A 25,895-nucleotide genomic window follows, 5' to 3' on the forward strand; every position below is an offset into this window, starting at 1 on the left:
CTTAAAGTGGACTGTTCATCACGTCATCAATGCCTTGCTGCAGCTTATTGCGCACCTGCAGCAGCGCCGAAAAAGCCACGCTGGCCTTCTGGCTCTCGATCATGGCACTGCTCAGATCGTCACTCAGTCCCATATCAATGGCTTGCTGCTGCTGTGCCGCGCTTCGCTGCAACCGGTCAACCCGATCCAACGTGGCTTCCAGCACCTGTTTGAAATCCGGTGCGTCGAGTGAAACCGGCTGTATTGATGCCATGCGCGGCGAACCGATGGGGGTAATCACTGGCACATCAGCCAGCATGGCCGCCTGAAAGGACGGAAAAGTCAGTGCTTCGGTCATAACGATGTTCCTTAAGAGAGACTGCCGAGGTCGAAACCCTGTTCGCGCAGAGAGGCCAGCCGATAGCGCAGCGCGCGTGGCGTAATACCGAGGAATTCGGCCGTTCGCGATCGGTTTCCCTGATAGCGCTTCAGGAGTTCAAGGATGTACTGCGACTCTGCACGCCGACCGTGGCGCCGGATGTGGCCGTTATCGAGCGCCTCGACGTCCTCAGACGCAGGCTCCATTTCGGCGGGCATCAGGCCGTTTCGGCTTTGCAGTTGGAAACAGGCGGCGCTGAGATCGCCATTGCCACACATGATCAGGCCGCGCTGCAGGATGTTTTCTAACTCACGCACGTTACCGGGCCAGGAATAGTGCAGTAATGCTTCCCGTCCACAGACGGTAAGGTGAGGTGAATGGCTGACGAACGACTGGTATTTTTCAATAAAGCGCTCAGCCAGCGGAATAATGTCGGCAGTTCGTTCGCGCAGTGGCGCAATATGCATCATGACCACTGACAGCCGGTAGTAGAGATCCTGACGGAATCGTCCTTCACTGATTTCTACGTCTAAATTTTTATTGGTCGATGCAATAATCCGAATATCCAGCGGGATCTTTTTATGGCTGCCTAAACGCTCAACCTCCTGCTCCTGTAATACCCGCAGCAATTTCACCTGCAGCGCTAGCGGCATATCCCCTATTTCATCCAGTAATAGGGTGCCGCCATTAGCCAACTCAAACTTTCCGGGTTGGCTAGAGATCGCCCCGGTAAAAGCACCTTTCTCATAACCGAAGAGCATCGCTTCCAGCATATTTTCTGGGATGGCCGCGCAATTCACCGCAACGTAGGGTGCGCGCTGAGAAAATGCGTGATGGTGAATGTATTTTGCAACACACTCTTTTCCCGTGCCGGTTTCTCCGGTAATTAAAACCGGCACATTATATTTGGCAACGCGCTTTGCCATGCTAAAGAGTTGAACACTATCCGGCGAGTGCGCAATAAAATCTTCAGCATAGGCTTTATTTGACTGTGTGAAATTCAACATAGCTCGCTTCCTTCAAATTGGGGAAAACACCCATCACGGGAAGGCCCCCAACTTAAATACCTCAATCTTATATCTATGTAACGATATATTTTGCCATTTCAGAAACCCCCTACATCATAAAGATGAATATTCCTGGTTCGTCTGTATTGCATGGGAGCGACGAGTATACTTACCAGAAAAGTCTTATCTACAACCATTACAGTATTAAAATATTAATGCAATAAAATCATACATTTAATGATTTAACCATTTTTAAATATTAATTACATGAAAGATTAATAATGCATTAAACGTTGTTTTAAATATTTTTGAACATTAATTTAAGCAAGACAAAAACAGAACATCACGAACAGGCGTGAACGTCACATTGATTATTCTGACGCGCTAACGCACACCGTAACTCTGTTAATTGAAACCTGCCCTTCTGCGCGTTACGCAAATTTATTGTCGGGAGTGAAGCCATGTCGCTACGCAGCAAAAAGAACAAAATAAGGATTTACCCACCGGCGAATCATCCTGAGCTGATGCCGCTGGACGTTGGCAAACTTGGCCGTCCTTATCACAAAGTCCCGTCAATGTTTAAAGATAACCGCGATCGCCTTGACTCTAAGCTGGGCATCTATTTTCTGAAAAAATTTCGCGTCAATGCAGGTTTAAAGGACTTAGCGTTTCACATGGACTGCACGATAAAGCAGGCCAGCTTGTTTAGCAGTGAAGCGGGAAATCTGGGCTTTACGATTGATCGCGCCTTATTACTCACTCTGCTGCATGATTATTACGGTTTAACGCGCGATGACCAGAATATGGCAGAAGTAGAGCGCGTCCCGGTGACAAAAACCGAAGAGCGGATGCTGAATAAGCTGGCTTACGATCTGGTGGATTTAGTGTGTGATGACGCTCTCTTTCCTGAACCGCTGCACATTAAAACTGACCCTGCCGCGTTAATCACGCACTGGTCGTACCGTATCGATTTTTTTCTCGACGGTTACGAGGGCGGTCAATTTTCTTTACTGCTGGATGCCGGGCACGTTGATCGCTTGCTCTGCACGCTGCGCCAACCCGCTGAACATGCCCAAGCGGCCATCTTTCCGTCGCAACCCTGCTTTCGCCAGCTGCCGGTGCGCCTGCGCGGCCGGTTGGCCTCGCTGCCATTGACCGTGGCGGATTTGGCCCGTCTGCAGCCCAACGATGTACTGCCTTTCGCCATGAACGACCGCATTCCGCTGCTGGTAGGTAATCAGCCGCTGTTCAGCGCCGTCATTTGCGAGGATCGCGGCAAACTTTACTTTTCTGACCTGAGTGAACGTGCGAGTGACTAATATGAGCGATTTAACCGATCTGGCGAGCGCCCTGGATATCGATTTCTCTCTGGAAACCGATGCCGAGACGCAGACGCCCGCCACCCTGATAAAACCGGACACCGCGCGTAATCTGGCGTTGTTTAGCCGCATTCCGGTGACGCTGACGCTGGAGGTTGCGTCGGTGGAGATCTCGCTCGCCGAGCTTATCGGGGTGGGCAATGATTCCGTGATTGAACTGGATAAGCTGGCTGGCGAGCCGCTGGATGTCAAAGTCAACGGCATTCTGTTTGGCAAGGCTGAAGTCGTGGTGCTGAACGATAAGTACGGTTTGCGCCTGATCGCGTTTAACAATCACGATCTCAGCGAACTGGCAGGAGGCCTGTGATGCCGCGGGTGACGCGCTGGACAATCAGCCTGGCGGGCATCACGCTGCTGCTAACCGGCCCGGCGCTGGCGCAGCAGAGCGGGTTGCCGCTGTTCTCGGCGCTGCCCACGCGCGAAGGTGGCCAGGAATACAGCGTTAAAATCGATATTCTGATTTTGATGACGCTGCTGAGTCTACTGCCCATCATGCTGCTGATGATGACCTGCTTCACCCGCTTCATTATTGTGCTGGCGCTGCTGCGCCAGGCGATTGGCCTCCAGCAAAGCCCGCCAAATAAAGTGCTGACCGGCATTGCGCTGGTGCTCACGATGCTGGTGATGCGCCCCGTGTGGACCACCATTTACCATGACGCCGTGGTGCCGTACCAGAACCAGCAAATTGGCCTTAAACAGGCGTTGAGCATAGGTCAGGAACCGCTGAAAAGGTTCATGCTGTCACAAACGCACAGCACGGCGCTGGCGCAAATCATGACGATTGCGCACGCCAGCGGCGAAGCCAACGATCAAGATCTGTCGATCCTGGTGCCCGCCTTCGTGCTGAGCGAGCTAAAAACGGCGTTTAAAATTGGCTTCATGATCTATATCCCGTTCCTGGTGATCGATCTGATCGTGTCCAGCATCTTAATGGCCATGGGCATGATGATGCTCTCGCCGCTCATTATCTCGCTGCCGTTTAAGCTGATTCTGTTTGTACTCTGCGACGGCTGGTCGCTGGTGGTGGGCACGCTGACGCACAGCGTGCAGGGCGTGGCGCTATGATGACGCTGGACGTGGCGGGCGACGTACTGGCCCAGGGATTGAAGCTGGTATTGTCGATCTCGGCGGTGGCGATTGTACCCAGCCTGCTTACCGGCCTGGCGGTGAGTATTTTTCAGGCCACCACCCAAATCAATGAACAGACGCTGAGTTTTTTGCCGCGTCTGGTGGTCACCCTGCTGGTGTTGGTGTTTGCCGGGAAATGGATGCTGACGCAGCTCATTGACTTCACGCAGCTTATTTTTCAGCAAGCGGCGGCGCTGGTAGGCTGACCATGAACGTGACGTTTGACGATCTGCTTGAGCCGCTTTTCGCCCTGTGGCTGCCGTTTGTGCGCATCGCCGCTCTGCTGCATTTTTGCCCGATACTGGACAATCGCGCCTTTACCCGCAAAGCCAAAATCGGTCTGGCGCTGCTGTTAAGCCTGGTGATCACGCCCATGCTTGCAACCGTGCCGGTGCTGCGCGAATTGCTGTCGGTGCAAAGCCTGCTGCTGACGGCGGAACAGCTGCTGTGGGGGTTACTCTTTGGCCAGATGCTGGGGTGGAGCGTGCAGGCGCTGCAAACCGCCGGGCATATATTGTCGATGAATATGGGCTTGGGCATGGCGGTGATGAACGATCCGGCCAGCGGTACCTCGACCATGGTCATCGCCCAGATTATTTACGCCTGGACTGGCGTGCTATTTTTCTCCATGGATGGGCACTTACTGCTGCTGACGCTGCTTTACAGTGGCTTCACCTACTGGCCTATTGGTCAGGCGATCAATGCGCTTACTCTACGCACCGTGGCAGGCGGCATTGGGTGGATGTTCAGCGGTGCGCTGCTGCTGGCGATGCCCACCGTTATCATCATGATGCTGGTGCAGGGCGTATTCGGCCTGCTTAACCGCATCTCGCCCACGCTGAATCTGTTTGCTCTTGGCTTTCCTATCAGCATGCTGTTTGGCCTGTTTTGCTTCACCTTGCTCATCGGCAACGTCGGTAGCCACTATCTCGAACTCACCCAGCAGGTTCTGGCCCTGCTGGATAACATGAGGTCGGCGTGATGGCGGGTGACAAAAGCGAAAAACCCACCGCCGGTAAGCTGCGTAAAGCACGTGAAAAAGGCGATATTCCGCGGGCAAAAGAGGTTAATCTGGCGGTGAGTTTGGTCATGGCCTTGGTCACGCTCGAGCTCTTTTTTCCCTATTATCAGCAGCTCATCCACGCCGCGTTCCTGGCGGTGCGTCAGATGGCTGACCGCATTCACGATAACGGCGCCCTGCATCAGTTTATGCTGACGCAGGTGAAAATTTTGCTGAAATTCCTCGCCACGCTGCTGCCCATTCCGCTCACCGCCGCCCTCGCTACGCTGATACCGGGCGGGTGGGTTTTTGTTCTCTCGCGTATTCAGCCGAACGTGAAAAAGCTCAACCCGATTAGCGGCGCTAAGCAGCTGTTTTCCGCCCAGCACTACACCGACGTGGGGAAGATGATCGCCAAGTGTTTGGTGGTGCTGGCCCTGCTATGGCACTGCGTTCAGGATAACCTCGGCGCCATGATGACTCTGCAGGGGCTGTTTCTCCACGCGGCCATTTCCCAAGGCCTGGCGCTGTTTGCCGACATCATGCGGCTGTTTGTGCTCACCCTGGTGCTGTTCGCCGTGATTGATCTGCCGCTGGCGCGCTTTCTGTTTACCAAGAAAATGCGCATGACCAAGAAAGAGGTGCGCGACGAGCACAAAAATAATGACGGTAATCCCCAGGTGAAAGGCCGCATTCGGCAAATACAGCGCCAGATGGCCATGGGACAAATTAATCAGCAGGTTCCGCACGCTGACGTCGTGATCACCAACCCCAGCCACTTTGCGGTAGCGCTGAAATACGATCCGAATAAGGCGGCGGCGCCGTATATCGTGGCCAAAGGGCGCGATGACATTGCGCATTACATTCGCCGCGTGGCGGAGCAGCACCGCGTAGAGATCGTGCCGTTTCCGCCGCTGGCGCGCGCTGTGTTTCACAGCACGCGACTCAATCAACAAATCCCCGCCGCCCTGTTTCGTCCGATCGCGCAGGTCCTGAGCTACGTGATGCAGCTGCAGGCGTGGCGTCAAGGCCAGGGCAACAAACCCCGGCTGGATACGCAATTGCCTAACCTGAAAGAGATAATGAAAGCCCATGAGCCTAATTAACCTGCGAGCGCTGCTGCGCCAGGCGCACGTCGGCGTCCCTGTATTATTACTCAGCGTGCTGGCGATGGTGATTTTGCCGCTGCCGCCGCTGGTGCTGGACGTCTTGTTCACCTTCAATATTGTGCTGGCCATTATGGTGCTGCTTGCCAGCGTGAACAGCAAGCGACCGCTGGATCTCTCAATTTTCCCCACCCTGCTGCTGGTGACGACGCTGATGCGACTGACGCTCAATGTCGCCTCTACCCGCGTGGTGCTGCTTAACGGCCATGAAGGCGGAGCCGCGGCCGGTAGAGTCATTGAAGCGTTTGGCAACGTGGTGATCGGCGGCAATTTCGTCGTGGGCTTTGTGGTGTTCGTGATTTTGATGATCATCAACTTCGTGGTAGTGACCAAAGGCGCTGAGCGCATCTCTGAGGTATCCGCCCGCTTTACGCTGGATGCCCTGCCGGGCAAGCAGATGGCGATCGATGCCGATCTTAACGCCGGTTTAATCCAACAGGAGCAGGCCCGGCTGCGGCGTAAAGAGGTCGCCAACGAGGCTGACTTCTATGGCGCGATGGACGGCGCCTCCAAGTTTGTGCGTGGCGATGCCGTCGCGGGCATCATGATTCTGCTGATCAACGTGTTAGGCGGCATTCTGATTGGTGTCTTCAAACACGGATTGCCGGCGGGCCAGGCGTTTGAACAGTACGTCCTGCTGACCATTGGTGATGGCCTGGTCGCGCAGATCCCCTCGCTGCTGCTGGCGACCGCCGCCGCGATTATTGTCACTCGCATCAGCGACGGTGCCGAGTTGGGCGACGACGTTAAAACTCAGCTGCTGGCCAAGCCCGCGACGCTCTATACCGCTGGCGCCGTAATGCTGGTGCTTGCGGTGGTCCCCGGCATGCCCCATCTGGTGTTTTTACTTTTCACCGCGCTGCTGCTGTTTGCCGCCTGGCGGCAAAGCCGGGCGGTGGCGAAACCGACGCAGAACCCGGTGGATATCGAGAAAATTCAGCAGGCATTGGCCCCTGACGATCGGCGGCCGACCATCAGCTGGGACACCATTCCCATGGTGGAGCCCATTGGCCTCAATCTCGGCTATAAGCTGGTCACGCTGGTGGACAAGAGCAACGGCGCGCCGCTCACACAGCGTATGCGCGGCGTGCGGCAAATGGTGTCCGAAACCAGCGGCGTGCTGCTGCCCGAGATCGCCCTGCGCGAAGATTTTCATCTTAAACCGGCACAGTACGCGATTAAGATTAACGGGGTACGGACTGCTGTGGGCGAGGTGCATGCCGATCGCCTGATGGCCATCCCCACGCCGGAGCAGTATGGCGAGATCGATGGCATTCTGGACACCGATCCAGCGTATGGCATGGCGGTGACGTGGATTCTGCCGGAGCAGAAAGCCAAAGCGCTGAATCTGGGCTACCAGGTCGTGGATTGCGCCAGCGTGATCGCCACCCACGTCCACAAGGTGGTGCGCGAGCATCTGCCGGTGCTGTTTAACTACGATGACATTACTGCGCTGCACCAGCGCCTCGCGCACATGGCGCCGCGTTTATCCGATGATGTCAACGCAGCGGTGAGCTTTAGCCTTCAGCTCAAAGTGTACCGTTTACTGCTCACCGATCAGGTGTCCCTGAAAGATATCACCACCATCGCCACCACGCTGCTTGAGAGCAGCGCGATCACCAAAGATGCGCTCTTGCTGGCGGCCGATGTCCGTCTGGCGCTGCGCCACGCCCTGGTGGCTGCGATTGCACCCGATAATAAACCGCTATCGGCCTTCACGTTGGATAACGAACTGGAGAATCTGCTGCTGGCCGCGCTGAATCAGGCGCAGCAGGCGGGCAAGGTGGCACTGGATAGCTTCCCGGTGGATCCCAATATTTTAACCCAACTGCAAAACGCGTTGCCCACGGTCATGGAGCAGCTCAAAGCGCAAAATCTGACGCAGGTTCTGCTGGTGACGCCGCAGCTGCGGCCGCTGATGGCGCGCTACGCCCGGCTGTTTGCCCGGGGGTTGCACGTGCTCTCTTACAATGAGATTCCCGACGAGGCGAACCTGCAGGTCGTAGGTCAGGTAAGCTAATGGGAGGCTGCCAAGAAAAACCTTAGACCTCAAAGACATTTTCCTAAAAAAGGGAGAGACAGGTCTTGTCTTAATTAATCTTCTTGGGCCTGACGTTCACGTCGGGAACCGGGAAGCGCGCACGACGCAAAAAAAAGCGGGACGCTGCCACAACTCATCGCGAAATAAAATAAAACCATTTAAAATCATATCATTGCATGCAATAAAATTACAAGACAGGTCTCATATTAACGAAAAACCGATGCCTCGATACTTCCGCTGCTGCAATTTTTCCCGCTAGTTTTGCGGTTTTTTTTGACCTCTAGCATAGGAATTACCATGGACAATCTGAATTTTCCGTACAAGAAAAATCTCGATTTAAATAATCCAGCATGTTCGCTCTCTGATGCGTCCCAGGTCCTGCTGCCGGACAGTGACGTCGAGTGGCGCGATGAGCCGCTGTTCAGCGGAGAGTGTCGCACGCGCACGCGCTCGCTTCAGCAGGCGCCCGAGGGGAGCGCGGCGCTAACGCTGATGGCGGCAATGTCAGGGCCGCTTATGTCCGAGACGCCCACGCAAAACGCGCGCGCCAACGATGCGGATCTGCCTATCCGCGCACACACTGAACAAGAGGCAATGCGCGCGGCGCTGGTTTATGACTGGGCCGACCTGTATCGCTTACCGCTGAATACCCTGGTTGAGAACACACCGTTAACCGACGCGTTTTCCTCACCTGGCTTAGCGGATGACAACCAAAAAATGCTGGATTTACTCACCGCAGAACTGCGCACCCTCAATGACCTTGAGTGGCTTGCTGACCACAGCGGAGGCAGCAGCCTGATGCACACGCGCAACCAAGCGCCGTTAACCCCAGATATGACGCCCGCGATAGCGGTGACGCAGGAAGAACCGGCGCCGCAGCTGGAAGGGAATGATCTGCTGTTCCCCGCTGCCGAACTGCCGGGTGAAGGGGATCGTGAGGAGGAATTGATGGCGCGTGCCGTGGCGAGTCACAATGGCGAGAAGGTGTGTTTATCGCTGGAGGACATCCTGGGCATGCAAGATGAACTCATCGCCTGGAGCGCGGCATACGGCGATGAGCTAAGCGGCGGCACGGTGGTGGAGCATTATCCGTTCTATATCGAAAATAACGAGAGTTGGCAGATGGCAGGAACGCGTGAGCACCTAACGTAATGAGTGCGCGCGGGCGGCGTCGCAGCAGCCATGACGGAGGGTGTACGTGCCGTTTTCCCGCAGGGAACTGTTATAAAAAAACAGCTAAAATCTGTCTCTAACGCCTTACACTGTTATGTGGTTTGATGGCAAGCAGTGATAATCAGAGGTGTATTATGGACGCGATTAAACAAATCCTGCTTGATGAAATCGACACGCTGAACCGTGATGAGCTGCGCGATAACCGCCCGCGCTTCAGTTTCTCTTTTCTAAAAACGCATCCCGGCCTGTGGGCGCTGATGTACGGTTGCTACGCGCTGTGCGTCGCGCTGATCTTTTCCACCGACATGCTAGGCTGGCCCGCCTTCTGGTTTGCCACGGTGTTTGTGCTGATAATGAGTTTTCTGATGCTGTTGGATATCAACCCAAAATACCGCTTCGAGGATATTGATACGCTGGATCTCCGCGTCTGCTACAACGGCGAGTGGTACTACGTGCAGCCCGTGTCACAGCAGGCGCTGGATAAAATCGTCAGCCTGCCCGATGCGCCCGAGCGCGTGCGCAGCGGCATTGCCCGCTTGATGCAGCAAAAAGGCGAAGTGGATTTTTACGATGTTTATTATCTCACCTGGGGACATCGCCAGGCCGCCCAAGTGTAACGCTGTCGCTTAAGCCAGGGTGGCAATGAGCGCACCAAGCCGCTCTACGGCGGCTTCCGCGCGTGCATCCCAGGGCCAGGCTGCATTGAAGCGAAAACAGTGATTGAAGGCGTTGCTGCCGGAGAACAGTTGCCCCGGCGCAATACTGATCCCTTCCTGCAGCGCCAAATGGTAGAGCTGCGTGGTGTTGATCTGGCCTGGCAGCGCGATCCACAAGAAGTAGCCGCCTGACGTGTCGCTGATGCGCGCCTCGTCGGGTAACACGCGGCGCAGCGCCTGCCGTGCCAGCTGCTTGCGTTTTGCCAATGTCTGCCGCAGTTTTTTTAAGTGGGTATCGTAGCTGCGCGTGCTGAGGAAGTCCGCCAGCGCCAACTGCATCGGCGCACTGGTAGAGAGCGTGCTCATCATCTGAATACGTTGCACGCGCTGCGCATGACGTCCTGCCGCCACCCAGCCCACGCGAAACCCCGCGACCAAATTTTTTGAAAAGCTGCCGCAGTGCAGCACGTTCCCGTGGCGATCAAAGGCTTTGGCTGGCAGCGGCTTATCGTGGCCACTGTAAAGATCGCTATAAACATCGTCCTCGATCATCGCCACGTTGTAGCGGTCAAACAGCGCCACCAGTTGCTGCTTGCGCGGACGGCTCAGAGTAAAGCCGAGCGGGTTGTGCCGATTGGTCATCAGCCACGCGGCTTTGACCGGCCAGCGCTGCAGCGCCTGCTCCAGCTCCTCCATATCCATGCCCTCTTCGGCGTCGCTGGCAATGGCGATGGCATTGAGCTTCAGGCGCTCAATAGCCTGGAGCGCGCCATAAAAGGACGGGTGTTCAATCACCACCCAATCTCCTGGCTCGGTGACCGCCTGCAGGCTGAGGTTCAACGCTTCCATCGCGCCATTGGTGATCACGATGTCATCTGGCGACAGCGTTATCCCCTGCTGGGCATAGCGCTGCGCCAAAATTTTACGCAGCGCTTCGTTGCCGGGCGGCAGATTATTCAACGCATCGGTGGGTTTGAGGTGGTGCGAAACATTGACCAGCGATCGCATTAGCTGACGCTGGGGAAACAGCTCCGGATCGGGAAACGCCGAGCCAAACGGCACAATGTGGGGGTCGCGCGTGGCCTGTAGCACGTCGAACACAAAGCTATTGGTGTCCGCCTGGTGGCTTTTCTCAATAGCCTGCACGGGTGGACGTGGACGTGCCGCCGCGGCACGCGGCGCGACATAGTAGCCGGACTGCGGTTTAGAGACGATCGCGCCTTGGCTTTCCAGCACTTCATACGCGTGCATCACCGTCATCAGGCTCAGACCGCTGTGCTCCGCCTGCTGACGCAGCGAAGGTAATTTTTCTCCCGGCTGCCAGATACGTGCGTCAATCTGCGCGCGCAGTTGCGCCACCAATTGCTGATACTTCGCCACTCACCCTCCGCTGTCGCCCGCTAAGCGGCACAGTGTAGCGTAAATCACCGTGCGAAAAAGCCCGCGCTGCACCGCTGAGGCGGCTATTTCAGCACAGCTTGCCTCACTGTGGCGTAAGCGCGCCTTGCGGCTGTAACTGAACCTGCCTCAGCTCGGTGGGCAGCTTGTCGATCAGCTCGGGCGGCAGCGGTTTGCCCAGCAAATACCCCTGCAACATGTCGCAGCCAAGTCCGGTTAGAAACGCTTGCTGCGCCGGTGTTTCGACGCCTTCAGCCACCACCTTGAGATTAAGCGACTGCGCCAGGGCGACGATGGCAGACACGATGGTGGCGTCTTCGTTTTTTGCCTGCAGCTCTTTCACGAAAGCGCGATCGATTTTAAGCTCGGATGCGGGAAGACGTTTCAGGTAAAGCAGGCTGGAGTAGCCCGTGCCAAAATCGTCAATCGACGCCCTGACACCCCTTTTCGTCAACTCCGTAAGAATGCGCACGCTCTCTTCAGGGTGGCGCATCGCGGTGGTTTCGGTGACTTCAAGCGTCAGCAAATCGGCGGGAATATCGTGTCTGGCCAGCGCCTGCAGCACCGTATCCACCAAATTGCTTTGTTCAAACTGCAGCGCCGACAGGTTAACCGCCACCGACCAGTGCGGATGGCCTTCCCGATGCCAGGCGTGCAGCTGCCGACAGGCTTCATTGATGACCCAGTCGCCAATGGCGACGATCATGCCGGTCTTTTCCGCAAGCGGCAGAAACACATCCGGCGTCAGCAGGCCGCGACGGGGATGATCCCAGCGCAGCAGGGCTTCAAAGCCGAGAATCGGACCGCTGGGCGCGCGATACTTCGGCTGATAAAACAGACGCAGCTCGTTGTTGTCCAGGGCGTGCCACAGGTCGTTATTGAGCTGCAGCTGCGACTGGGCTTGGGTATTCATGGAGGGTTGAAAGAAGCTGTAGCCGTTGCGGCCGTTATTTTTGGTGTGGTACATCGCGGCGTCGGCGTTGAACATCAGCTCGCGATCGTCGCGGCCATCGCCCGGATACACCGCAATGCCCACGCTGAGTGACACCACTAAGTCGTAGCGCGAGACGTTAAACGGACGATCGATCGCTTTCACCAGCGCATCAGCCACCGCAGCGGCATCGTTGGGCTCCTGGATCTCCATCAGCAGAACAAACTCGTCACCGCCCAGCCGCGCCAGGGTGTAATGCCCCTGCATTTGCGCGCTCATGCGTTCGGTCACGGCCACCAGCAGGGTATCACCCACGTGATGACCAAACGCGTCGTTGACCGCCTTGAAACCATCCAGATCCATAAACATCAGTGCGAACTGCGACTGCTCGCGGTTGGCTTTGTTGAACGCCTGGTCCAGGCGATCTTCCAGCAAAATGCGGTTGGGTAGACGCGTCAGATTATCGTGCAGCGCCAGCTGGGCCAGTTCACGATTGGCCTCCGCCAGCGAACGCGCCAGCAGCGAGGTGCGCGCCTGCATGCGCGCATCCAGCATGGACACCAACAACGTGATCCCGAGGATCGCCAGCGTCACCACCGTGACCAGAATCGCCAGCCAGCTGCTGTTGACGCCCATGTGCGTGGCATGGCTGTGCAGCGGAAAGCTGGCGGCTGCCATACCGGTATAGTGCATGCCAGCAATCGCAAAGCCCATCACCACCGACGCGCCGAGCCGCAGCAGGGTCACGCGAGGGTGCCCATCACGCAGATGAAACGCCAGCCACAGCGCCGCGCCTGACGCTGCCAGCGCAATCACCACCGACAGCGTAATCCAACCTGCATGCCAGACGATACCGGGCGTAAACATCAGCGCGGCCATCCCGGTATAGTGCATGGCAACCACGCCCGAGCCCAGGACCAGGGCGCCTGCGCACAACCGGGCGATCGGCAGCGCCTGAGACGTGCACACCAGCCACAGCGCAACAATCGATGCCACCACGGCCACCGCCATAGAGACGGCGGTCAGCTTTGCATCGTAACTCATGACCATATCAAGGCTCATTGCCAGCATGCCGATAAAGTGCATGGCCCAGATACCAATGCCCATGGCAAAGCCGCCGCCCAGCAGCCAAATCATCCCGGCGCGCCCGGATGAGGAGGCGACGCGCCCTGCCATGTTAAGCGCGGTAAAAGAGGCCAGCACCGCCACCAGAATCGAAATGATGACGGTAAATGCGTCGTATGAAGTCACTAACATAGTGATTTCCCTGGGTTAAGCCGTTACTGAATCAGCTGTGGTGTAAGTAAGAAGCAAGGGCGGTGGTGACGACGCTGTCATCGGTGCTGCCCGCAGGCGGCCTCGCGCGATCGCCGTTCAGTACAGCGGGGATCCGTGCTGGACGCCATCCCCACAACCTTAAAAACGACAAGACATTTCTTATTAATTCCTTTCTGCCGTCGTCGTTTAGAGCACAAACACATTCAAAAATTAATGATGCTAATTTAAATAAGGAATCTATCATTGCGCCTCAGGCGGCGACAAACTATCGATTCAATCGCTTATTAATTTTTTTCAACACGCCGCCAGCCCCCGTCAATACTGCTTTATCGGCGAAACGAGCCAATTGATTAGCAAAAAATCACGCGGCATTCTCGGCGTGACCGATGCGCTGTTCTATAGTAAATAAAACTGATATAAAACATTAAGCTTCTATGCAGGAATTTTCTTACCTGGCAGGCACTGGCATACCCAGCCCTGACGGGAATTTGCGTTAACTTTTGTCTGATATCACCGGGTGAAAAAGCATCGATTCTGGATAATCAGTAAGGAATGATTATGAAACTCAAGCTTTTTCTTGTGGCCGCCAGCCTGAGTGCCGTCGCGCTACCCCACGTTGCCAGCGCCGCCACCACCACCGGCACCATTAACGCCACCTTGACGCTGACCACGGGCTGTCTGGTGAACGGGCAATCCGCCACCACCGGCGTGAATTTCGGTACCCTGAACTTTGGTAGCAGCGCCGCCACCTTTGATACCCTTAACGCAACGCTGGTGGGGGCCTCCGGGAACGGTATTTTTGTGCGCTGCACCACCGGTCAAACCTTTAACGTCCAGGTCACCAGCAGCAATGCCGCGCCTGCCACCACCTTCGGTACGGTAAGCGGACAGCCGCGCTATCTCATTCTGGGCTCCAACAATACCCAAGGCATTGCCTATACCCTTTACAGTGATGCAGCCTTTACGACGGCCATCGCCAACAACACCAACATTGCCCCCAGCGGGACCACCGATCCGGCACTGGGTACCAACTTTGCCATCTACGGACGCGTGGTGGGTGGCGGCTTCGATCCGCTCATCCCGGCCGGGACCTACACGGATACGATCAACGTGGCGGTCAATTACTGAGTGCTGGGCTGACGTTACGGCGTGGGAGTATTACACAGGAGATGCGGCGGAGGCGCGCTGTTGCTGAGCGTCACGCTTTCCGCTTGGGCGCTGCCCACTGCGACTTTCCAGGTGGCTGCCTCAGTGGTCGCGGGCTGCGTGGTGTCGGGAACCAATACCGGCACGTTCGGCGCGCTGAATTTTGGCACGCAGTCGGGCGTGGCGCGCCGGAGCGTAAGCACAAGCCTGGTGCAGAGCACCACGATCACGCTGGCCTGCACGCCCGGCACCGCACTCAGCATGAGCATCAATGGCGGCAATAATTACGCCTCGACGCGCAACCTGAAAATCAGCGGCAGCACCGCTGAGAGCGTGCCCTACGCGCTCTATAGCAATGCCGCACTCACTACCGCCATTCCGGTCAACAGCGCCGTCGCGCTGAGCTACAGCAACGCCAATAACATTACGCTGCCCATCTACGGCCAGCTCACCCTGCCCGGCCCCACGCGCGCCGGCACCTATACCGACACGTTAACCGTGACGCTCAGCTGGTGACGACATTGAAAAAAGGACGACTGACAATGCGCCTGCGCGACCTGTTTACGCTGCTGCTTATAGCCCTGATGCCCGTTGCACACGCGGCGAACTCCCTGATGATTTGGCCGATCGATCCCACCCTCAACCCCGATGAAAAAGCCAGCGAGCTGTGGCTGGAGAATCGCGGCAGCGCCAGCACCATTATGCAGGTGCGCGTCTTCGCCTGGCAGCAGAAGGCAGGCCAGGAGCAGTACCAAACGCAACAGCAGGTGGTTGCCAGTCCGCCGATGGTGCGGCTGGAGGCGGGACAAAAGCAGCTGGTGCGTTTGATTCGACAACTGCCACCCGCGCCCGGGCAGGAGGCGGCCTACCGCGTGGTGCTGGACGAGATCCCGACGCCGCGCACGCCGGGCGATAATCAGGCGGGACTGACGTTCCAGATGCGCTATTCGGTCCCGCTGTTTGTTTACGGTAGCGGCGTAACGCGCGACAGCGTGCAGCCGACGCTGCAGTGGCACGTGGTCAGCGAGGCGGGCAAACGCTGGCTGGAACTCACCAACCGCGGCAACGGCCATGCGCGCCTGAGCAACGTGAAGCTCGGCGATCGCAACCTGGGCAGCGGGTTATTTGGCTATGTGCTGGCTAATAGCCAGTTTCGCTGGCCGCTCAGCGGGGCCGCAAGCGGTGAGTTGTCCGCCGAGGTGAATGGGCGCCACTGGCGCAGCGCTGCCGCGCGCTAATGAGGCACCGATTCTCGGCCTGCACGCTGACGGCGATCGGCGCGCTGAGCGCGTGGCCCTTGCACAGCGCGGCGGAGACCTTTTCTACGCTGCCGCCGCCGCCCGCGCTGGAGAACAGCGCCAGCACTCAGCAGTTTATGCTGGAGCTGGTGGTGAACCAGCGCGCGCGCGGCGACATTGTACCGGTGGAACGCCGTGCGGGTGATTTTTGGCTGCGTCGGGGTGACCTGCTGCAAGCGGGCATTCCCGCCGACAAGCTCTCCGGTGAGCAAATCAATCTTCATCAACTCAATGAGGTCGACGTGACGTACGACGAAGCGCGCCAGCGCCTGCTGATCACCGTGCCCCCCGCGTGGCTGCCCGACCAGGTGATTGGCCAGGCGCAGCGCGGTATCCGCTACCCCGGTCGTGCGTCGAACGGGGCGCTGGTGAATTACGATCTCTATGTCACGCGCACGTCGCGCGTGGGCACGCGCCTCTCAGGCTGGAATGAGCTGCGTGCGTTCGGCCCAGCCGGGCAATTCTCCAGTAATGGCGTCTACAGCCAACCGCTGTCGGGCCGCATGGCGGGCCAGCAGCAGGGCTTTATTCGCTATGACACGTGGTTCAGCAATGAAAACGAGGAGCACGCCTTGGCCTGGCGCGTGGGCGACGTGGTCACGGATTCTCTGAGCTGGAGCAACAGCATCCGCCTCGGCGGCGTACAGATCGCACGGGATTTCAGCGTGCGTCCCGATCTGGTGACTTATCCCCTGCCCAGCTTCGCCGGGCAGGCAGCTGTGCCCTCTTCGGTCGATCTGTTTATCAACGGCTATCGCAGTGCGCAAGCGGATGTACAGCCCGGTCCCTGGTCGCTGACCAACGTTCCCTTTGTCAACGGTGCGGGTGACGCGGTGATTACCACCACGGATGCCGTGGGCCGCCAGGTCACCACTACCCTGCCGTTTTATGTTGCCAGCAGCCTGTTAAAAGCCGGTTTAGCCGATTACGCGTTTTCTGCGGGGGCCATCCGGGAAAACTACGGCCTGAAAAACCTCGACTACGGCGCGGCGGCGGCCAGCGGCTCGTATCGCTATGGTCTCACCGACCGCTTTACCCTGGAGCTGCACGCCGAAGGGGGCGAAGGGGTGGTTTCGGGCGGCACAGGCGGTTTGGTCACGCTTGGCAGTTGGGGCGTTCTTAACGGCGCGCTGGCGCAAAGCCAAATGGCGGGCCAATCTGGCCGGCAATACAGCTGGGGATACCAATATAACAACAGTTGGTTTAGCGTGGGGACACAGCATGTTCGGCGCAGCGCCGACTACGGCAATCTGGCGCTGGCCGGTACGCGCGGCGACAGCGGCAATACCCGCTATTCGCTGGCGCAGCGCAGTGCGCAATACACCGCCAGCGTGTCGCTCAGCACCTATGGCAGCCTCGGTGTTGCCTATCTTGATATCGCGGGAGGCGCGGGGGATCGCACCCGGCTGCTGAATATGACGTGGAGCAAAAACCTCTGGGGCAACAGTAGTCTGTATCTCTCCATGAGCCGCGATCGCCAGCGTGGCGACTGGAGTGGCGCGCTGTCGCTGGTGATCCCGTTTGGTGAACAGAGTAGCGCCTCGATAAGCGTTGAGCGCGATCGTCAAGGAGAGCAGAATCAGCGCGTGTACCTGTCGCGCGCCATGCCGACCGAAGGCGGGCTGGCGGGCGATGCGTCTTGGGCGCATCAGGGCGGCAACAGCGGTGATTATCGCCAGGCCAGCCTGCGCTACCGCAACAACAAGCTGGATGGCTCGATGGGCTTCTATGGTGACCGCGACGCCACCACGCAGTGGGCGGATTTCACCGGTGCGCTGGTACTGATGGATAACCGCGGGTTCGCCGCCAATGATATTAATGACGCCTTCGTGGTGGTGAAAACCGATTATCCCGGCGTCACCGTGCGCTATGAAAACCAGCCGATGGGGCGAACCGATCGCGCCGGGTATCTGCTGATCCCTTCGGTGAGCAGCTATTACGGCGCGAAATATGACATCGACACGCTCGATCTGCCGCCCGATCGCAGCGTGCCGCGCGTTGAGCAGCGCTTCGCTGTGAAGCGCAACAGCGGGTATCTGCTGCATTTTCCGGTCGAGCCGCTGCGCGCAGCCAGCGTGGTGCTGCACGATCGCCACGGCGCGCCGCTGCCGGTCTCCAGCCAAGTGCTGCGTCAAAACCAGGCCACCGCCTACGTAGGTTGGGACGGACTGGTGTGGATGGAGGATCTCAGCGCGGATAACCCGATGCAAGTGGTCACTCCCGATGGGCGACGCTGTGACACCCGGTTGACGTTGGCGAAAGGCGAACCCAAGGCGCTGAAAACCTACGGCCCGCTCAGATGCGATCTGCCCGATGCCGTGACACCCTCAGGCGCCACGCCATGAGAACGCTGCTGCTACTTCTGCTGTTTGCCTTCCCCGGTGTCGGCGTGGCCGCGTGTGCTCTCTCTGCGCCCGCGGCCAGCTTTGGCACCGTAACCACGTTCGCCGTGAACAGCACGGCCAGCACCACGTCCAGCAACACCAACGTCAACTGCGGCAGCGGTACGCTGGCGCTGCTGGGCACGGATAACGTGACCTACGCGTTTACCAGCGCCAGCGGCGTTAGCGGATCGCGCGCAGTGCTGAAGGCCTCAAGCACCGGTGCGGATGCGATACCGATTCAGCTCTGTATTGACAGCGCCTGCGCCAATGAAATGCTGGTCGGCGGTCGCCACGTTTATGATTCTGCCGCGTTGCTTAGGCTCGGCAGCACGCTGAATTTTACGATTCCACTCTATTTTCGCACCGTGCCGGGCCAGGTGGTGGCGGCAGGCAGCTACACCACCACAATCACCCTCACGGTCAGCTATACCGTCTGCGCGGGCCTCAATGCCGCAGGGTTGTGCGTAGGGACCGTGCAGAGCAGCACCGGAACGCCCATGACGTTTGCGGTCAATCTGATCGTCACCAACGATTGCACCACCATCACGGCACCGAACCTGAATTTCGGTAGCGCCCCGCTGGCAAACCGCTTTTCCACCCTCCAGCAGACCATTAGCGTGGTGTGTTCGAAGGGCAGCACGTTCACAGTGGGACTGAGCAACGGCAGCTATTACAGCGGCACCGCGCGGCAAATGGCGAGCGGCGCAAATCGGCTAGCGTACGAGATTTACAAAGGCACCACGACGACGGCGCGCTGGGGCCCCGCCGGAAGCGATCGCTGGAGCAGCAGCAGCGCCACCTCGCTCAATGCCGATAACCTGACGCGTAACTTCACGTATACCGCACAGATTCTGCCTACGCAGGTGACGCCGCCAGCGGGCAATTATAGCGATAGCGTGGTGGTGGACGTGGCGTTTTAAGGCGAGAAAAACGTGGCCCGCAGCGGGGCCACGACAGGATTACAGGGAGGCGCTTACCGGAGTGACGCTGTGTCGCGCGCGATATTGCTTCACCATGCGGCCGATAAGCAGCGTGCCCAGCAAACCGCATACTGCGGCAAATGACAGCCAGACGCCCGGCATCGCTTTGTCGCCGGTGGCATGAATCAGGTAGCTGGAGACCGCAGGCGTGAAGCCGCCAAACAGCGCCGTGGCCAAGCTATAGGCCAGAGAAAAACCGCTGGCGCGCACTTCGGCAGGCATGATTTCCGCCAGATAGACCACCATCGCGCCGTTATAGCTGGCGTACAGGAAGGACAACCACAGCTCCGCTTCCACCAGATGCGCAAAGGTCGGTGATGCCACCAGCCAGTGCAGAACGGGCCACGCGGTAAGGATCATCAGTACCGTGAACACCAGCAGCAGCGGACGACGACCGACGCGATCGGACAAGGCGCCCATGATCGGCAGCCAAAACAGGTTGGAGATGCCCACGAACAGCGTGACCAGGAAGCTCTGCTTATCGCTCATCATCAGCACGGTTTTGCCGAAGGTCGGCGTGAACGCGGTGATCATGTAGAACATCACCGTGGTGGTCACCACCATCAGCATTCCCGCCAGTACCAGCGCCCAGTTCTGCGCGACGGACCGCATAATCTGACGCATAGAAGGATGGTGCTTACGCTGGCTGAACGCTTCGGTCTCTTCCAGCATACGGCGGATCCAGAACAGGAACGGTACAATCAGGCAGCCGACCACAAAGGGAATACGCCAGCCCCACTCGGTTACCGCGTCCTTCGCCAGCAGGTGGTTCAGGGCCAGACCCAGCAGCGCCGCAAAAATCACCGCCACTTGTTGGCTGCCTGATTGCCAGCTTACGTAGAAGCCTTTACGCCCTTTGGGGGCCACTTCCGCAAGGTAAACCGACACGCCACCCAGCTCAACGCCTGCTGAGAAGCCTTGCAGTAAACGCCCCAGTAAAATCAGTACCGGCGCAGCCGCGCCCAGCGTGGCGTAGCCGGGCACCAGTGCGATGGTCAGGGTGCCGAGCGCCATCAGTCCCAGCGTCAGCAGCAGCCCTTTACGGCGTCCGTGATGATCAATGTAAGCGCCCAGCACAATGGCACCCAGCGGGCGCATCAGGAAGCCCGCGCCAAAGGTCATTAGCGTCAGCATCAAGGAAGCAAAAGGATCGTCGCCCGGGAAAAAGGTTTTGGCGATCGCCGTAGCGTAGTAGCCAAACACCATAAAATCGTACATCTCCAGAAAGTTACCGCTGGTGACGCTGAAGATCGTTTTGGCCCCACTCCTGGCCGGCTTTTGTAAAGATTGACTCGTGCTCATAACATCCTTCCCGTTTTTTCTTCCCCTTTTAGCGGGTTACGCCAGGAATAGATGTGATCCCGTTCACCATTGCAGTTTACAAAAGTGAGACCAAACGTAACAAAAAAATAACAACATAGTGCGTCAGATTCTCATAAGGCGAAACGCGCAGCATGCGGGAAGACTTTTTCCGCAGCCTCGCTCTCCGTAGCGCGTTCCACATCCGTTATCCGTTGCCCTTTCGCACCTTCATTCGCCTATGCGAGCAAATTTGGCCTAACAAAAACATTAGCACCACGAATAAATTACTTACCTTTTCGGGACAAGTCTGGTTCAGGCTCTGGCGCGTTGACCGTTAACTCTTACGGGCTTTAGAGAGCAATGACGCTCGTATAGAAACTCTGGAGAGTAAAATGAATTCAACGCGTGAAACCGACAGATTACATGGAACCTTTGTGCCGAACTTCGCTGAAACCGTGCCATCCACCGCGGATATACCGGACATCGCGGACGATCGAACCACGCTCGACGCCGCGCAGCCCCAGCCGGCAAGCGCGCCCCCAACCATCCGCTATGCGCTGGATGATGTCGGCACCGTCAAGGGGGAACTGGACAGCGGCAGCACAACCGACGACTTCTCACCGACGCTAGTAGGGCGCGCCGAACCCAACAGTATCGTTTACTTATTCGCGCAAAATAAATACGGTGGCATCGGGTTCAAGGGCAGCGTCAAAACCGATAGCGACGGTAACTGGGTTATTCAATCACGCGAAATGATAAGCGGTGACGGGCTCTACAGTTTTCACGCCAGCTACACCAACAGCAAACAGGATTACCGTCCTGACTTTGTCCTCAACATGTTGGCGCAGACCGATCCGGTACCGCAGATCGCGTTTGCTCACGACAACAGCGGCGACATGACGGGAAAAATTTATCAATACGGCACCACCGATGATAAAACCCCGACGCTGGAAGGGCGCGGCGCCCCCGGCAGCGTCGTGGAAGTGCAGGCGCAATCGAGCTGCGGTGAATGGTGCACCTTGGGCAGCGTGACGGTGGATGCACAGGGCAACTGGCAATTTCAGGTCACGGAACGCGATCGTTATGGCGAGTGGACGTTTCGCGCCCGCGGCTATCATCACGGCCAGGCCAGCAGCTGGAGCGAGAGCTTTACGCTGATTGTGATTCCCGAAAAGCCTCAGCCGCCAACCGTCGATTATCTGCTTGACGATCAGGGCTGCGTACCGGAAGTGGTGCTTGATGAGGGGGCAACCGATGACCCAACGCCCGTACTGAATGGCACAGGCGTGGCCGGCCAGGTCATTGAGGTGCAGTACCTTTTGCAGGCGTTGGGTTCAGTCGCGACGTGGCAAACCGGCAGCACCGTGGTCGGCGAAGATGGCACATGGCAGTTCATGTTCCCCACGCTCTACCAGCAAGGCTGTTGGGTTTGTCAGGCGCGCGCCTCGACCGGTGAGCTAAAAAGCGCGTGGACGGAACCGTTTTCGTTTACCTTGACGCCTCCCGCACACACCGCGCAGGACACAGCGCCGGAGGAAAAAAACGCTGCAGTCCCGGAGACGATAGATATCAATACTTTACTGGCGCATGCAGAGGCGGAAGGCGATCCCGAGCTGATGGCGGAATTGCATGCCCTGCTGTCAGACCTTGAAAACGCATTGAGGACGCCCTCAACGCAAAACTATGTGATGCGAGACGGCGAGCAGATGGCCTGGTCGGATAGCGCAGGCGTGTTTACCTTGAGCGAACTGGGCTGGCATAACGTTCCATTAGGCGAGCAGGAGTTGATGGTGCCTTATCTGGCGCGGAACGAATGGGTTTAACGGCTTCACGCCAATAAAAAAGCGGCCGCAGGCCGCTTTTTCGCACCGGTGCCAGGCTTACTTTTTCGCGCTTTCCATGCCCATCAGGCCTATTTTCAGGTATCCCGCCGCGCGCAGCTGATCCATGACGCTCATCAAGGTTTCATAGTCCACTGACTTGTCGGCCTGGAAGAAGATGGTGGTCTCTTTGTTCCCGGCCGTTTGCGCGGTCAGGGCATCGACCAGCGTCGCTTTGCTCACCGCGTTATTGCCGATGAAGATTTGCTTGTCCTGTTTGATAGAGAGATACACCGGCTTATCGGGACGCGGCTGCGGCGCGCTGGTGGAAGCAGGCAGGTTAACCCGCACGTTGACCGTCGCCAGCGGTGCCGCAACCATAAAGATGATCAACAGTACCAGCATGACATCAATAAACGGCGTGACGTTGATTTCATGCATTTCGCCATCGCCGATGGCGTCATCGTTTAAGCGCATCGCCATCGTACTTACCCTACACGCAGCTTTTGTGCAGTCGCGCGGTTACCGCCTTTGACCGCTTCAATGGTGCCAAGATCGAGATCGCGGCTCTGCAGCAGCATGATCTGCGCGGCCACATCGCCCAGCGAGGCTTTGTAGCTGGCAATCATGCGCGCAAAAACGTTGTAAATCACAACCGCGGGGATCGCCGCGACCAAGCCAATCGCCGTCGCTAACAGGGCTTCTGCGATCCCTGGCGCCACGACGGCAAGATTCGTGGTCTGGGTTTGGGCAATGCCAATAAAGCTGTTCATAATGCCCCACACGGTGCCAAACAACCCGATAAAGGGTGCGACAGAGCCGATGGTGGCGAGGAAGCCATTACCGCGCCCCGCGTGGCGGCTAAAGGCGCCTACGCGACGCTCAAGGCGAAAGCTGGTACGCGCTTTGATGCCCTCGATATCTTCGCTGCCCGCAGACAAGATCAGCTCATTTTGTGCATCGTTGAGCAGCACCGTGCTGGCGCTGTGGCGACGGAAGCCTTCTGCGGCACGGTAGGCATCATCAAGGGATCGGGCTTCGCTCAAATCCTGCTGTTCGCGTTTAAGGCGGCGTTTCGCCGCGCTGAGTTCAGCATACTTGCCAAAGAAAATGGCCCAGGTCACTACCGACGCCAACAACAGGCCGATCATCACTACCTTTACCACGATATCCGCATGCTGATACATGCCCCAGACGGAGAGATCCGTCTGCATCAAATCACTGGCTACCACGCTGCGTCTCCAACTTCTGTTGCACAGTTCACGATCGAAGCCACGATCATAGCAAACAACCCGCGCGAAGTGATAGTCGTTCTCATTACTATTTACAAACGCCACCGTCGCGTTCTCGGCGGCTTTTGCGTCTGATGAGGATCATCGCGGTGCCGGCGCGGTAAACCCTCGACTCACTCTGATAATCATGATTCAAAGGCCACCCGCGCGGGCAATTCGTGGTAACGTGAAGCCTTTGCGGTAAGCGTCAGGAAAGGCCGATGGCAACCAACAAAATCGATACCACGCTGGTGAGCGCGGGACGCAGTAAACGTTATACCCAAGGCGCCGTAAACAGCGTGATCCAGCGCGCGTCGTCACTGGTTTTTGACACGGTAGCGGACAAAAAGCGCGCCACCGCTGGACGCGCCAGCGGCGAACTGTTTTATGGCCGACGCGGCACCCTCACGCACTTTGCGCTGCAGGACGCGATGACCGAGCTGGAGGGCGGTGCCGGCTGCGCGCTTTTTCCTTGCGGCGCGGCGGCGGTCGCCAATGCCATTCTGGCCTTTGTGGCCGCAGGCGATCATATTTTGGTCAGCGGCGCGGTGTATGAGCCGACGCAGGATTTCTGCACCAAAATCCTCAGTAAGATGCATGTCGCCACCACCTTTTTTGATCATCAAATCGGCGCCGAGATCGCCGAACTGATTCAGCCCAATACCCGCGTCGTGTTTTTGGAGTCGCCCGCCTCGATTACCATGGAAGTGCAGGACATTCCGGCGATCGTCGCTGCGGTGCGCGCCAAGGCGCCCGAGGCGGTGATCATGATTGACAATACGTGGGCGGCGGGCGTGCTGTTTAATGCGCTGGCGCACGACATTGATATTTCCATTCAGGCGGCGACCAAATACATCATTGGCCACAGCGATGGCATGATTGGCACGGCGGTCGCCAACGCGCGCTGCTGGCCGCAGCTGCGTGAAAACGCCTATCTCATGGGACAGATGGTGGATGCCGATACGGCCTACATGGCCAGCCGCGGCCTGCGCACGCTGAGCACGCGACTGCGGCAGCATGAAGAGAGCGCATTGCAGGTGGCAGAGTGGCTGGCGACGCGCCCTGAAGTGGCGCGCGTTAACCATCCAGCGCTGGCCCAGTCGCCCGGCCATGCGTTCTGGAAGCGCGACTTTCGCGGCAGCAGCGGCCTGTTCTCGTTTATTTTGCAGGAAAAGCTGGGCCGCGAGCAGTTGGCGCACTATCTTGATGGCTTTGAACACTTCAGCATGGCCTACTCGTGGGGCGGCTATGAATCGCTGATTCTGGCCAACCAGCCCGAAGAGCTGGCGGCGATTCGCCCGGCGGGCGGCGTGGATTTCAGCGGGACGCTGGTGCGTCTGCACATCGGGTTGGAGCACGTGGATGACCTGCTGGCGGATTTAAAAGCGGGCTTTGCACGCCTGCGAAGTTAAACAAAACATAAACCTGCTGCGGGCAGAGGGCGGAGGTCGCGCCATGTGCCGCTGCAGCGCGTTAAAATAGACTCCTTGTGACTCGATGAGATAGCCGATGGGTGTTTTACATGAGATTGTCAGCGCGCTTTGGCATCAGGATTTTGCCGCGCTCGCTAATCCGGATGTAGTGTGGATCGTTTACGGCGTGATGTTCCTGACGCTGTTTCTGGAAAACGGCTTGCTGCCTGCGTCGTTTCTGCCCGGTGACAGCCTGCTGCTGCTGGCCGGTGCCATGGTCGCTAAAGGGGTTATGGATTTCGTGCCGACGATGGTGATATTGACCACGGCGGCCAGCCTTGGCTGCTGGTTGAGCTACCTGCAGGGGCGCTGGCTGGGCAACACCAAAATGGTGCGAAGCTGGCTGATGCACCTGCCCGCGCAGTATCATCAGCGCGCGTGGCATTTGTTCAATCGTCACGGCTTGATGGCGCTGCTGGTGGGCCGTTTTCTTGCCTTTGTACGCACCCTGCTGCCCACCATGGCGGGCATTTCCGGTTTGCAAAATGGTCGTTTCCAGCTGTTTAACTGGCTGAGCGGTCTGCTGTGGGTGGGCATTGTGGTGGCGATGGGCTACGGCATAAGCCAGGTGCCTTTTATCAAACGTCACGAAGATCAGGTGATGGCGATCTTGATGGTGCTGCCGATGGTGCTGCTGTTTGTCGGACTCACGGGCAGTATTGTGGTGATTTGGAAAAAGCGGCGGCAGAAAACCTCGTAAGCACGGG

The 25,895-nt window shown here is 57.8% G+C and carries 25 protein-coding genes; 18 read left to right on the forward strand and 7 right to left on the reverse strand.

The features are described from left to right. Position 1: 1 nt before the first annotated feature. Positions 2 to 337 carry a flagellar hook-basal body complex protein FliE gene (locus LU196_RS07430; RefSeq protein ID WP_232758511.1) on the reverse strand — a complete coding sequence of 112 codons (336 nt, stop codon included), beginning with the start codon at positions 335 to 337 and terminating at the stop codon, positions 2 to 4. Between the two features lie 11 nt (positions 338 to 348). Then, complete coding sequence (locus tag LU196_RS07435) at positions 349 to 1,365, reverse strand: sigma-54-dependent Fis family transcriptional regulator (RefSeq protein ID WP_232758510.1); 1,017 nt, start codon at positions 1,363 to 1,365, stop codon at positions 349 to 351. 461 nt (positions 1,366 to 1,826) lie between these two features. Here LU196_RS07435 and LU196_RS07440 point away from each other — a divergent pair, with 461 nt between their 5' ends. The 9 genes from LU196_RS07440 to LU196_RS07480 all read left to right on the forward strand — a co-directional run bounded on the left by LU196_RS07440 (position 1,827) and on the right by LU196_RS07480 (position 9,869). After that, positions 1,827 to 2,684 (forward strand): flagellar motor switch protein FliM, encoded by an 858-nt coding sequence (locus tag LU196_RS07440; RefSeq protein ID WP_232758509.1) that lies wholly within the window; start codon positions 1,827 to 1,829, stop codon positions 2,682 to 2,684. 1 nt (position 2,685) lies between these two features. Beyond that, on the forward strand, positions 2,686 to 3,051 hold the full coding sequence (locus LU196_RS07445; protein ID WP_232758508.1) for a FliM/FliN family flagellar motor switch protein: 366 nt from the start codon (positions 2,686 to 2,688) through the stop codon (positions 3,049 to 3,051). After that, positions 3,051 to 3,809 carry a flagellar type III secretion system pore protein FliP gene (gene fliP, locus LU196_RS07450; protein WP_232758507.1) on the forward strand — a complete coding sequence of 253 codons (759 nt, stop codon included), beginning with the start codon at positions 3,051 to 3,053 and terminating at the stop codon, positions 3,807 to 3,809. The genes LU196_RS07445 and fliP overlap by 1 nt, the downstream gene beginning before the upstream one ends. Continuing rightward, positions 3,806 to 4,078: a flagellar biosynthesis protein FliQ gene (gene fliQ, locus LU196_RS07455; protein ID WP_232758506.1), complete on the forward strand. Its 273-nt coding sequence runs from the start codon at positions 3,806 to 3,808 to the stop codon at positions 4,076 to 4,078. The genes fliP and fliQ overlap by 4 nt, the downstream gene beginning before the upstream one ends. 2 nt (positions 4,079 to 4,080) lie before the next feature. After that, complete coding sequence (gene fliR, locus LU196_RS07460; protein ID WP_232758505.1) at positions 4,081 to 4,854, forward strand: flagellar biosynthetic protein FliR; 774 nt, start codon at positions 4,081 to 4,083, stop codon at positions 4,852 to 4,854. Further along, positions 4,854 to 5,978, forward strand: coding sequence for a flagellar type III secretion system protein FlhB (gene flhB, locus LU196_RS07465; RefSeq protein ID WP_232758504.1), 1,125 nt, complete (start codon positions 4,854 to 4,856; stop codon positions 5,976 to 5,978). Before fliR ends, flhB begins: the two co-directional genes overlap by 1 nt. Beyond that, on the forward strand, positions 5,965 to 8,058 hold the full coding sequence (locus LU196_RS07470; protein ID WP_255697747.1) for a flagellar biosynthesis protein FlhA: 2,094 nt from the start codon (positions 5,965 to 5,967) through the stop codon (positions 8,056 to 8,058). Before flhB ends, LU196_RS07470 begins: the two co-directional genes overlap by 14 nt. 318 nt (positions 8,059 to 8,376) lie before the next feature. Continuing rightward, positions 8,377 to 9,231: a hypothetical protein gene (locus tag LU196_RS07475; protein WP_232758503.1), complete on the forward strand. Its 855-nt coding sequence runs from the start codon at positions 8,377 to 8,379 to the stop codon at positions 9,229 to 9,231. A gap of 155 nt (positions 9,232 to 9,386) precedes the next feature. After that, positions 9,387 to 9,869, forward strand: a complete 483-nt coding sequence (locus LU196_RS07480; RefSeq protein ID WP_232758502.1) for a YlaC family protein — start codon at positions 9,387 to 9,389, stop codon at positions 9,867 to 9,869. A gap of 9 nt (positions 9,870 to 9,878) precedes the next feature. Here the strand turns inward: LU196_RS07480 and LU196_RS07485 are convergent, their stop codons facing one another. Next, a complete protein-coding gene (locus LU196_RS07485; RefSeq protein ID WP_232758501.1) occupies positions 9,879 to 11,288 on the reverse strand; it encodes a PLP-dependent aminotransferase family protein in 1,410 nt (469 codons plus the stop codon). A 103-nt stretch (positions 11,289 to 11,391) separates the two neighbouring features. Then, the gene (locus LU196_RS07490; protein ID WP_232758500.1) at positions 11,392 to 13,494 is read right to left on the reverse strand and encodes a bifunctional diguanylate cyclase/phosphodiesterase; all 2,103 of its coding nucleotides are present in this window, start codon (positions 13,492 to 13,494) and stop codon (positions 11,392 to 11,394) included. A 62-nt stretch (positions 13,495 to 13,556) separates the two neighbouring features. Here LU196_RS07490 and LU196_RS07495 point away from each other — a divergent pair, with 62 nt between their 5' ends. The 6 genes from LU196_RS07495 to LU196_RS07520 all read left to right on the forward strand — a co-directional run bounded on the left by LU196_RS07495 (position 13,557) and on the right by LU196_RS07520 (position 19,263). Further along, the gene (locus LU196_RS07495; protein ID WP_232758499.1) at positions 13,557 to 13,865 is read left to right on the forward strand and encodes a hypothetical protein; all 309 of its coding nucleotides are present in this window, start codon (positions 13,557 to 13,559) and stop codon (positions 13,863 to 13,865) included. Between the two features lie 208 nt (positions 13,866 to 14,073). Further along, a complete protein-coding gene (locus LU196_RS07500; protein WP_232758498.1) occupies positions 14,074 to 14,643 on the forward strand; it encodes a spore coat protein U domain-containing protein in 570 nt (189 codons plus the stop codon). A gap of 57 nt (positions 14,644 to 14,700) precedes the next feature. Continuing rightward, positions 14,701 to 15,177, forward strand: coding sequence for a spore coat U domain-containing protein (locus LU196_RS07505; protein WP_232758896.1), 477 nt, complete (start codon positions 14,701 to 14,703; stop codon positions 15,175 to 15,177). Positions 15,178 to 15,203: 26 nt separating this feature from the next. Next, on the forward strand, positions 15,204 to 15,899 hold the full coding sequence (locus tag LU196_RS07510) for a molecular chaperone (RefSeq protein WP_232758497.1): 696 nt from the start codon (positions 15,204 to 15,206) through the stop codon (positions 15,897 to 15,899). After that, complete coding sequence (locus LU196_RS07515) at positions 15,899 to 18,304, forward strand: fimbria/pilus outer membrane usher protein (RefSeq protein ID WP_232758496.1); 2,406 nt, start codon at positions 15,899 to 15,901, stop codon at positions 18,302 to 18,304. The genes LU196_RS07510 and LU196_RS07515 overlap by 1 nt, the downstream gene beginning before the upstream one ends. Then, positions 18,301 to 19,263 (forward strand): spore coat U domain-containing protein, encoded by a 963-nt coding sequence (locus LU196_RS07520; protein ID WP_232758495.1) that lies wholly within the window; start codon positions 18,301 to 18,303, stop codon positions 19,261 to 19,263. The genes LU196_RS07515 and LU196_RS07520 overlap by 4 nt, the downstream gene beginning before the upstream one ends. 39 nt (positions 19,264 to 19,302) lie before the next feature. Here LU196_RS07520 and LU196_RS07525 read toward each other — a convergent pair whose 3' ends face one another. Beyond that, the gene (locus tag LU196_RS07525) at positions 19,303 to 20,625 is read right to left on the reverse strand and encodes an MFS transporter (protein WP_232758494.1); all 1,323 of its coding nucleotides are present in this window, start codon (positions 20,623 to 20,625) and stop codon (positions 19,303 to 19,305) included. Positions 20,626 to 21,017: 392 nt separating this feature from the next. On the opposite strand from LU196_RS07525, the gene LU196_RS07530 reads away from it, so the two are divergent. Further along, on the forward strand, positions 21,018 to 22,448 hold the full coding sequence (locus LU196_RS07530; protein ID WP_232758493.1) for an Ig-like domain-containing protein: 1,431 nt from the start codon (positions 21,018 to 21,020) through the stop codon (positions 22,446 to 22,448). Positions 22,449 to 22,505: 57 nt separating this feature from the next. Here LU196_RS07530 and exbD read toward each other — a convergent pair whose 3' ends face one another. Both exbD and exbB read right to left on the reverse strand, forming a co-directional pair. Beyond that, positions 22,506 to 22,928, reverse strand: a complete 423-nt coding sequence (gene exbD / locus LU196_RS07535; protein WP_232758492.1) for a TonB system transport protein ExbD — start codon at positions 22,926 to 22,928, stop codon at positions 22,506 to 22,508. Positions 22,929 to 22,933: 5 nt separating this feature from the next. After that, a complete protein-coding gene (exbB, locus tag LU196_RS07540) occupies positions 22,934 to 23,659 on the reverse strand; it encodes a tol-pal system-associated acyl-CoA thioesterase (protein WP_232758895.1) in 726 nt (241 codons plus the stop codon). Positions 23,660 to 23,937: 278 nt separating this feature from the next. Here exbB and metC point away from each other — a divergent pair, with 278 nt between their 5' ends. After that, entirely contained in the window at positions 23,938 to 25,128 is a 1,191-nt protein-coding gene (metC, locus tag LU196_RS07545) for a cystathionine beta-lyase (protein ID WP_232758491.1), read from the forward strand. A 97-nt stretch (positions 25,129 to 25,225) separates the two neighbouring features. Next, positions 25,226 to 25,888, forward strand: coding sequence for a DedA family protein (locus tag LU196_RS07550; RefSeq protein ID WP_232758490.1), 663 nt, complete (start codon positions 25,226 to 25,228; stop codon positions 25,886 to 25,888). The last annotated feature ends 7 nt before the right edge of the window (positions 25,889 to 25,895 follow it).

The sequence above is a fragment of the Pantoea sp. Mb-10 genome (assembly GCF_021272205.1).
Classification (GTDB): Bacteria; Pseudomonadota; Gammaproteobacteria; order Enterobacterales; family Enterobacteriaceae; genus Pantoea.

Bases quoted from the DNA above. Each gene is read 5' to 3' on its own strand.
- LU196_RS07430 (WP_232758511.1), bottom strand. From the start codon at position 337: ATGACCGAAGCACTGACTTTTCCGTCCTTTCAGGCGGCCATGCTGGCT.
- LU196_RS07435 (WP_232758510.1), bottom strand. From the start codon at position 1,365: ATGTTGAATTTCACACAGTCAAATAAAGCCTATGCTGAAGATTTTATT.
- LU196_RS07440 (WP_232758509.1), top strand. From the start codon at position 1,827: ATGTCGCTACGCAGCAAAAAGAACAAAATAAGGATTTACCCACCGGCG.
- LU196_RS07445 (WP_232758508.1), top strand. From the start codon at position 2,686: ATGAGCGATTTAACCGATCTGGCGAGCGCCCTGGATATCGATTTCTCT.
- fliP (WP_232758507.1), top strand. From the start codon at position 3,051: ATGCCGCGGGTGACGCGCTGGACAATCAGCCTGGCGGGCATCACGCTG.
- fliQ (WP_232758506.1), top strand. From the start codon at position 3,806: ATGATGACGCTGGACGTGGCGGGCGACGTACTGGCCCAGGGATTGAAG.
- fliR (WP_232758505.1), top strand. From the start codon at position 4,081: ATGAACGTGACGTTTGACGATCTGCTTGAGCCGCTTTTCGCCCTGTGG.
- flhB (WP_232758504.1), top strand. From the start codon at position 4,854: ATGGCGGGTGACAAAAGCGAAAAACCCACCGCCGGTAAGCTGCGTAAA.
- LU196_RS07470 (WP_255697747.1), top strand. From the start codon at position 5,965: ATGAGCCTAATTAACCTGCGAGCGCTGCTGCGCCAGGCGCACGTCGGC.
- LU196_RS07475 (WP_232758503.1), top strand. From the start codon at position 8,377: ATGGACAATCTGAATTTTCCGTACAAGAAAAATCTCGATTTAAATAAT.
- LU196_RS07480 (WP_232758502.1), top strand. From the start codon at position 9,387: ATGGACGCGATTAAACAAATCCTGCTTGATGAAATCGACACGCTGAAC.
- LU196_RS07490 (WP_232758500.1), bottom strand. From the start codon at position 13,494: ATGTTAGTGACTTCATACGACGCATTTACCGTCATCATTTCGATTCTG.
- LU196_RS07500 (WP_232758498.1), top strand. From the start codon at position 14,074: ATGAAACTCAAGCTTTTTCTTGTGGCCGCCAGCCTGAGTGCCGTCGCG.
- LU196_RS07510 (WP_232758497.1), top strand. From the start codon at position 15,204: ATGCGCCTGCGCGACCTGTTTACGCTGCTGCTTATAGCCCTGATGCCC.
- LU196_RS07515 (WP_232758496.1), top strand. From the start codon at position 15,899: ATGAGGCACCGATTCTCGGCCTGCACGCTGACGGCGATCGGCGCGCTG.
- LU196_RS07520 (WP_232758495.1), top strand. From the start codon at position 18,301: ATGAGAACGCTGCTGCTACTTCTGCTGTTTGCCTTCCCCGGTGTCGGC.
- LU196_RS07525 (WP_232758494.1), bottom strand. From the start codon at position 20,625: ATGAGCACGAGTCAATCTTTACAAAAGCCGGCCAGGAGTGGGGCCAAA.
- LU196_RS07530 (WP_232758493.1), top strand. From the start codon at position 21,018: ATGAATTCAACGCGTGAAACCGACAGATTACATGGAACCTTTGTGCCG.
- exbD (WP_232758492.1), bottom strand. From the start codon at position 22,928: ATGGCGATGCGCTTAAACGATGACGCCATCGGCGATGGCGAAATGCAT.
- exbB (WP_232758895.1), bottom strand. From the start codon at position 23,659: ATGCAGACGGATCTCTCCGTCTGGGGCATGTATCAGCATGCGGATATC.
- metC (WP_232758491.1), top strand. From the start codon at position 23,938: ATGGCAACCAACAAAATCGATACCACGCTGGTGAGCGCGGGACGCAGT.
- LU196_RS07550 (WP_232758490.1), top strand. From the start codon at position 25,226: ATGGGTGTTTTACATGAGATTGTCAGCGCGCTTTGGCATCAGGATTTT.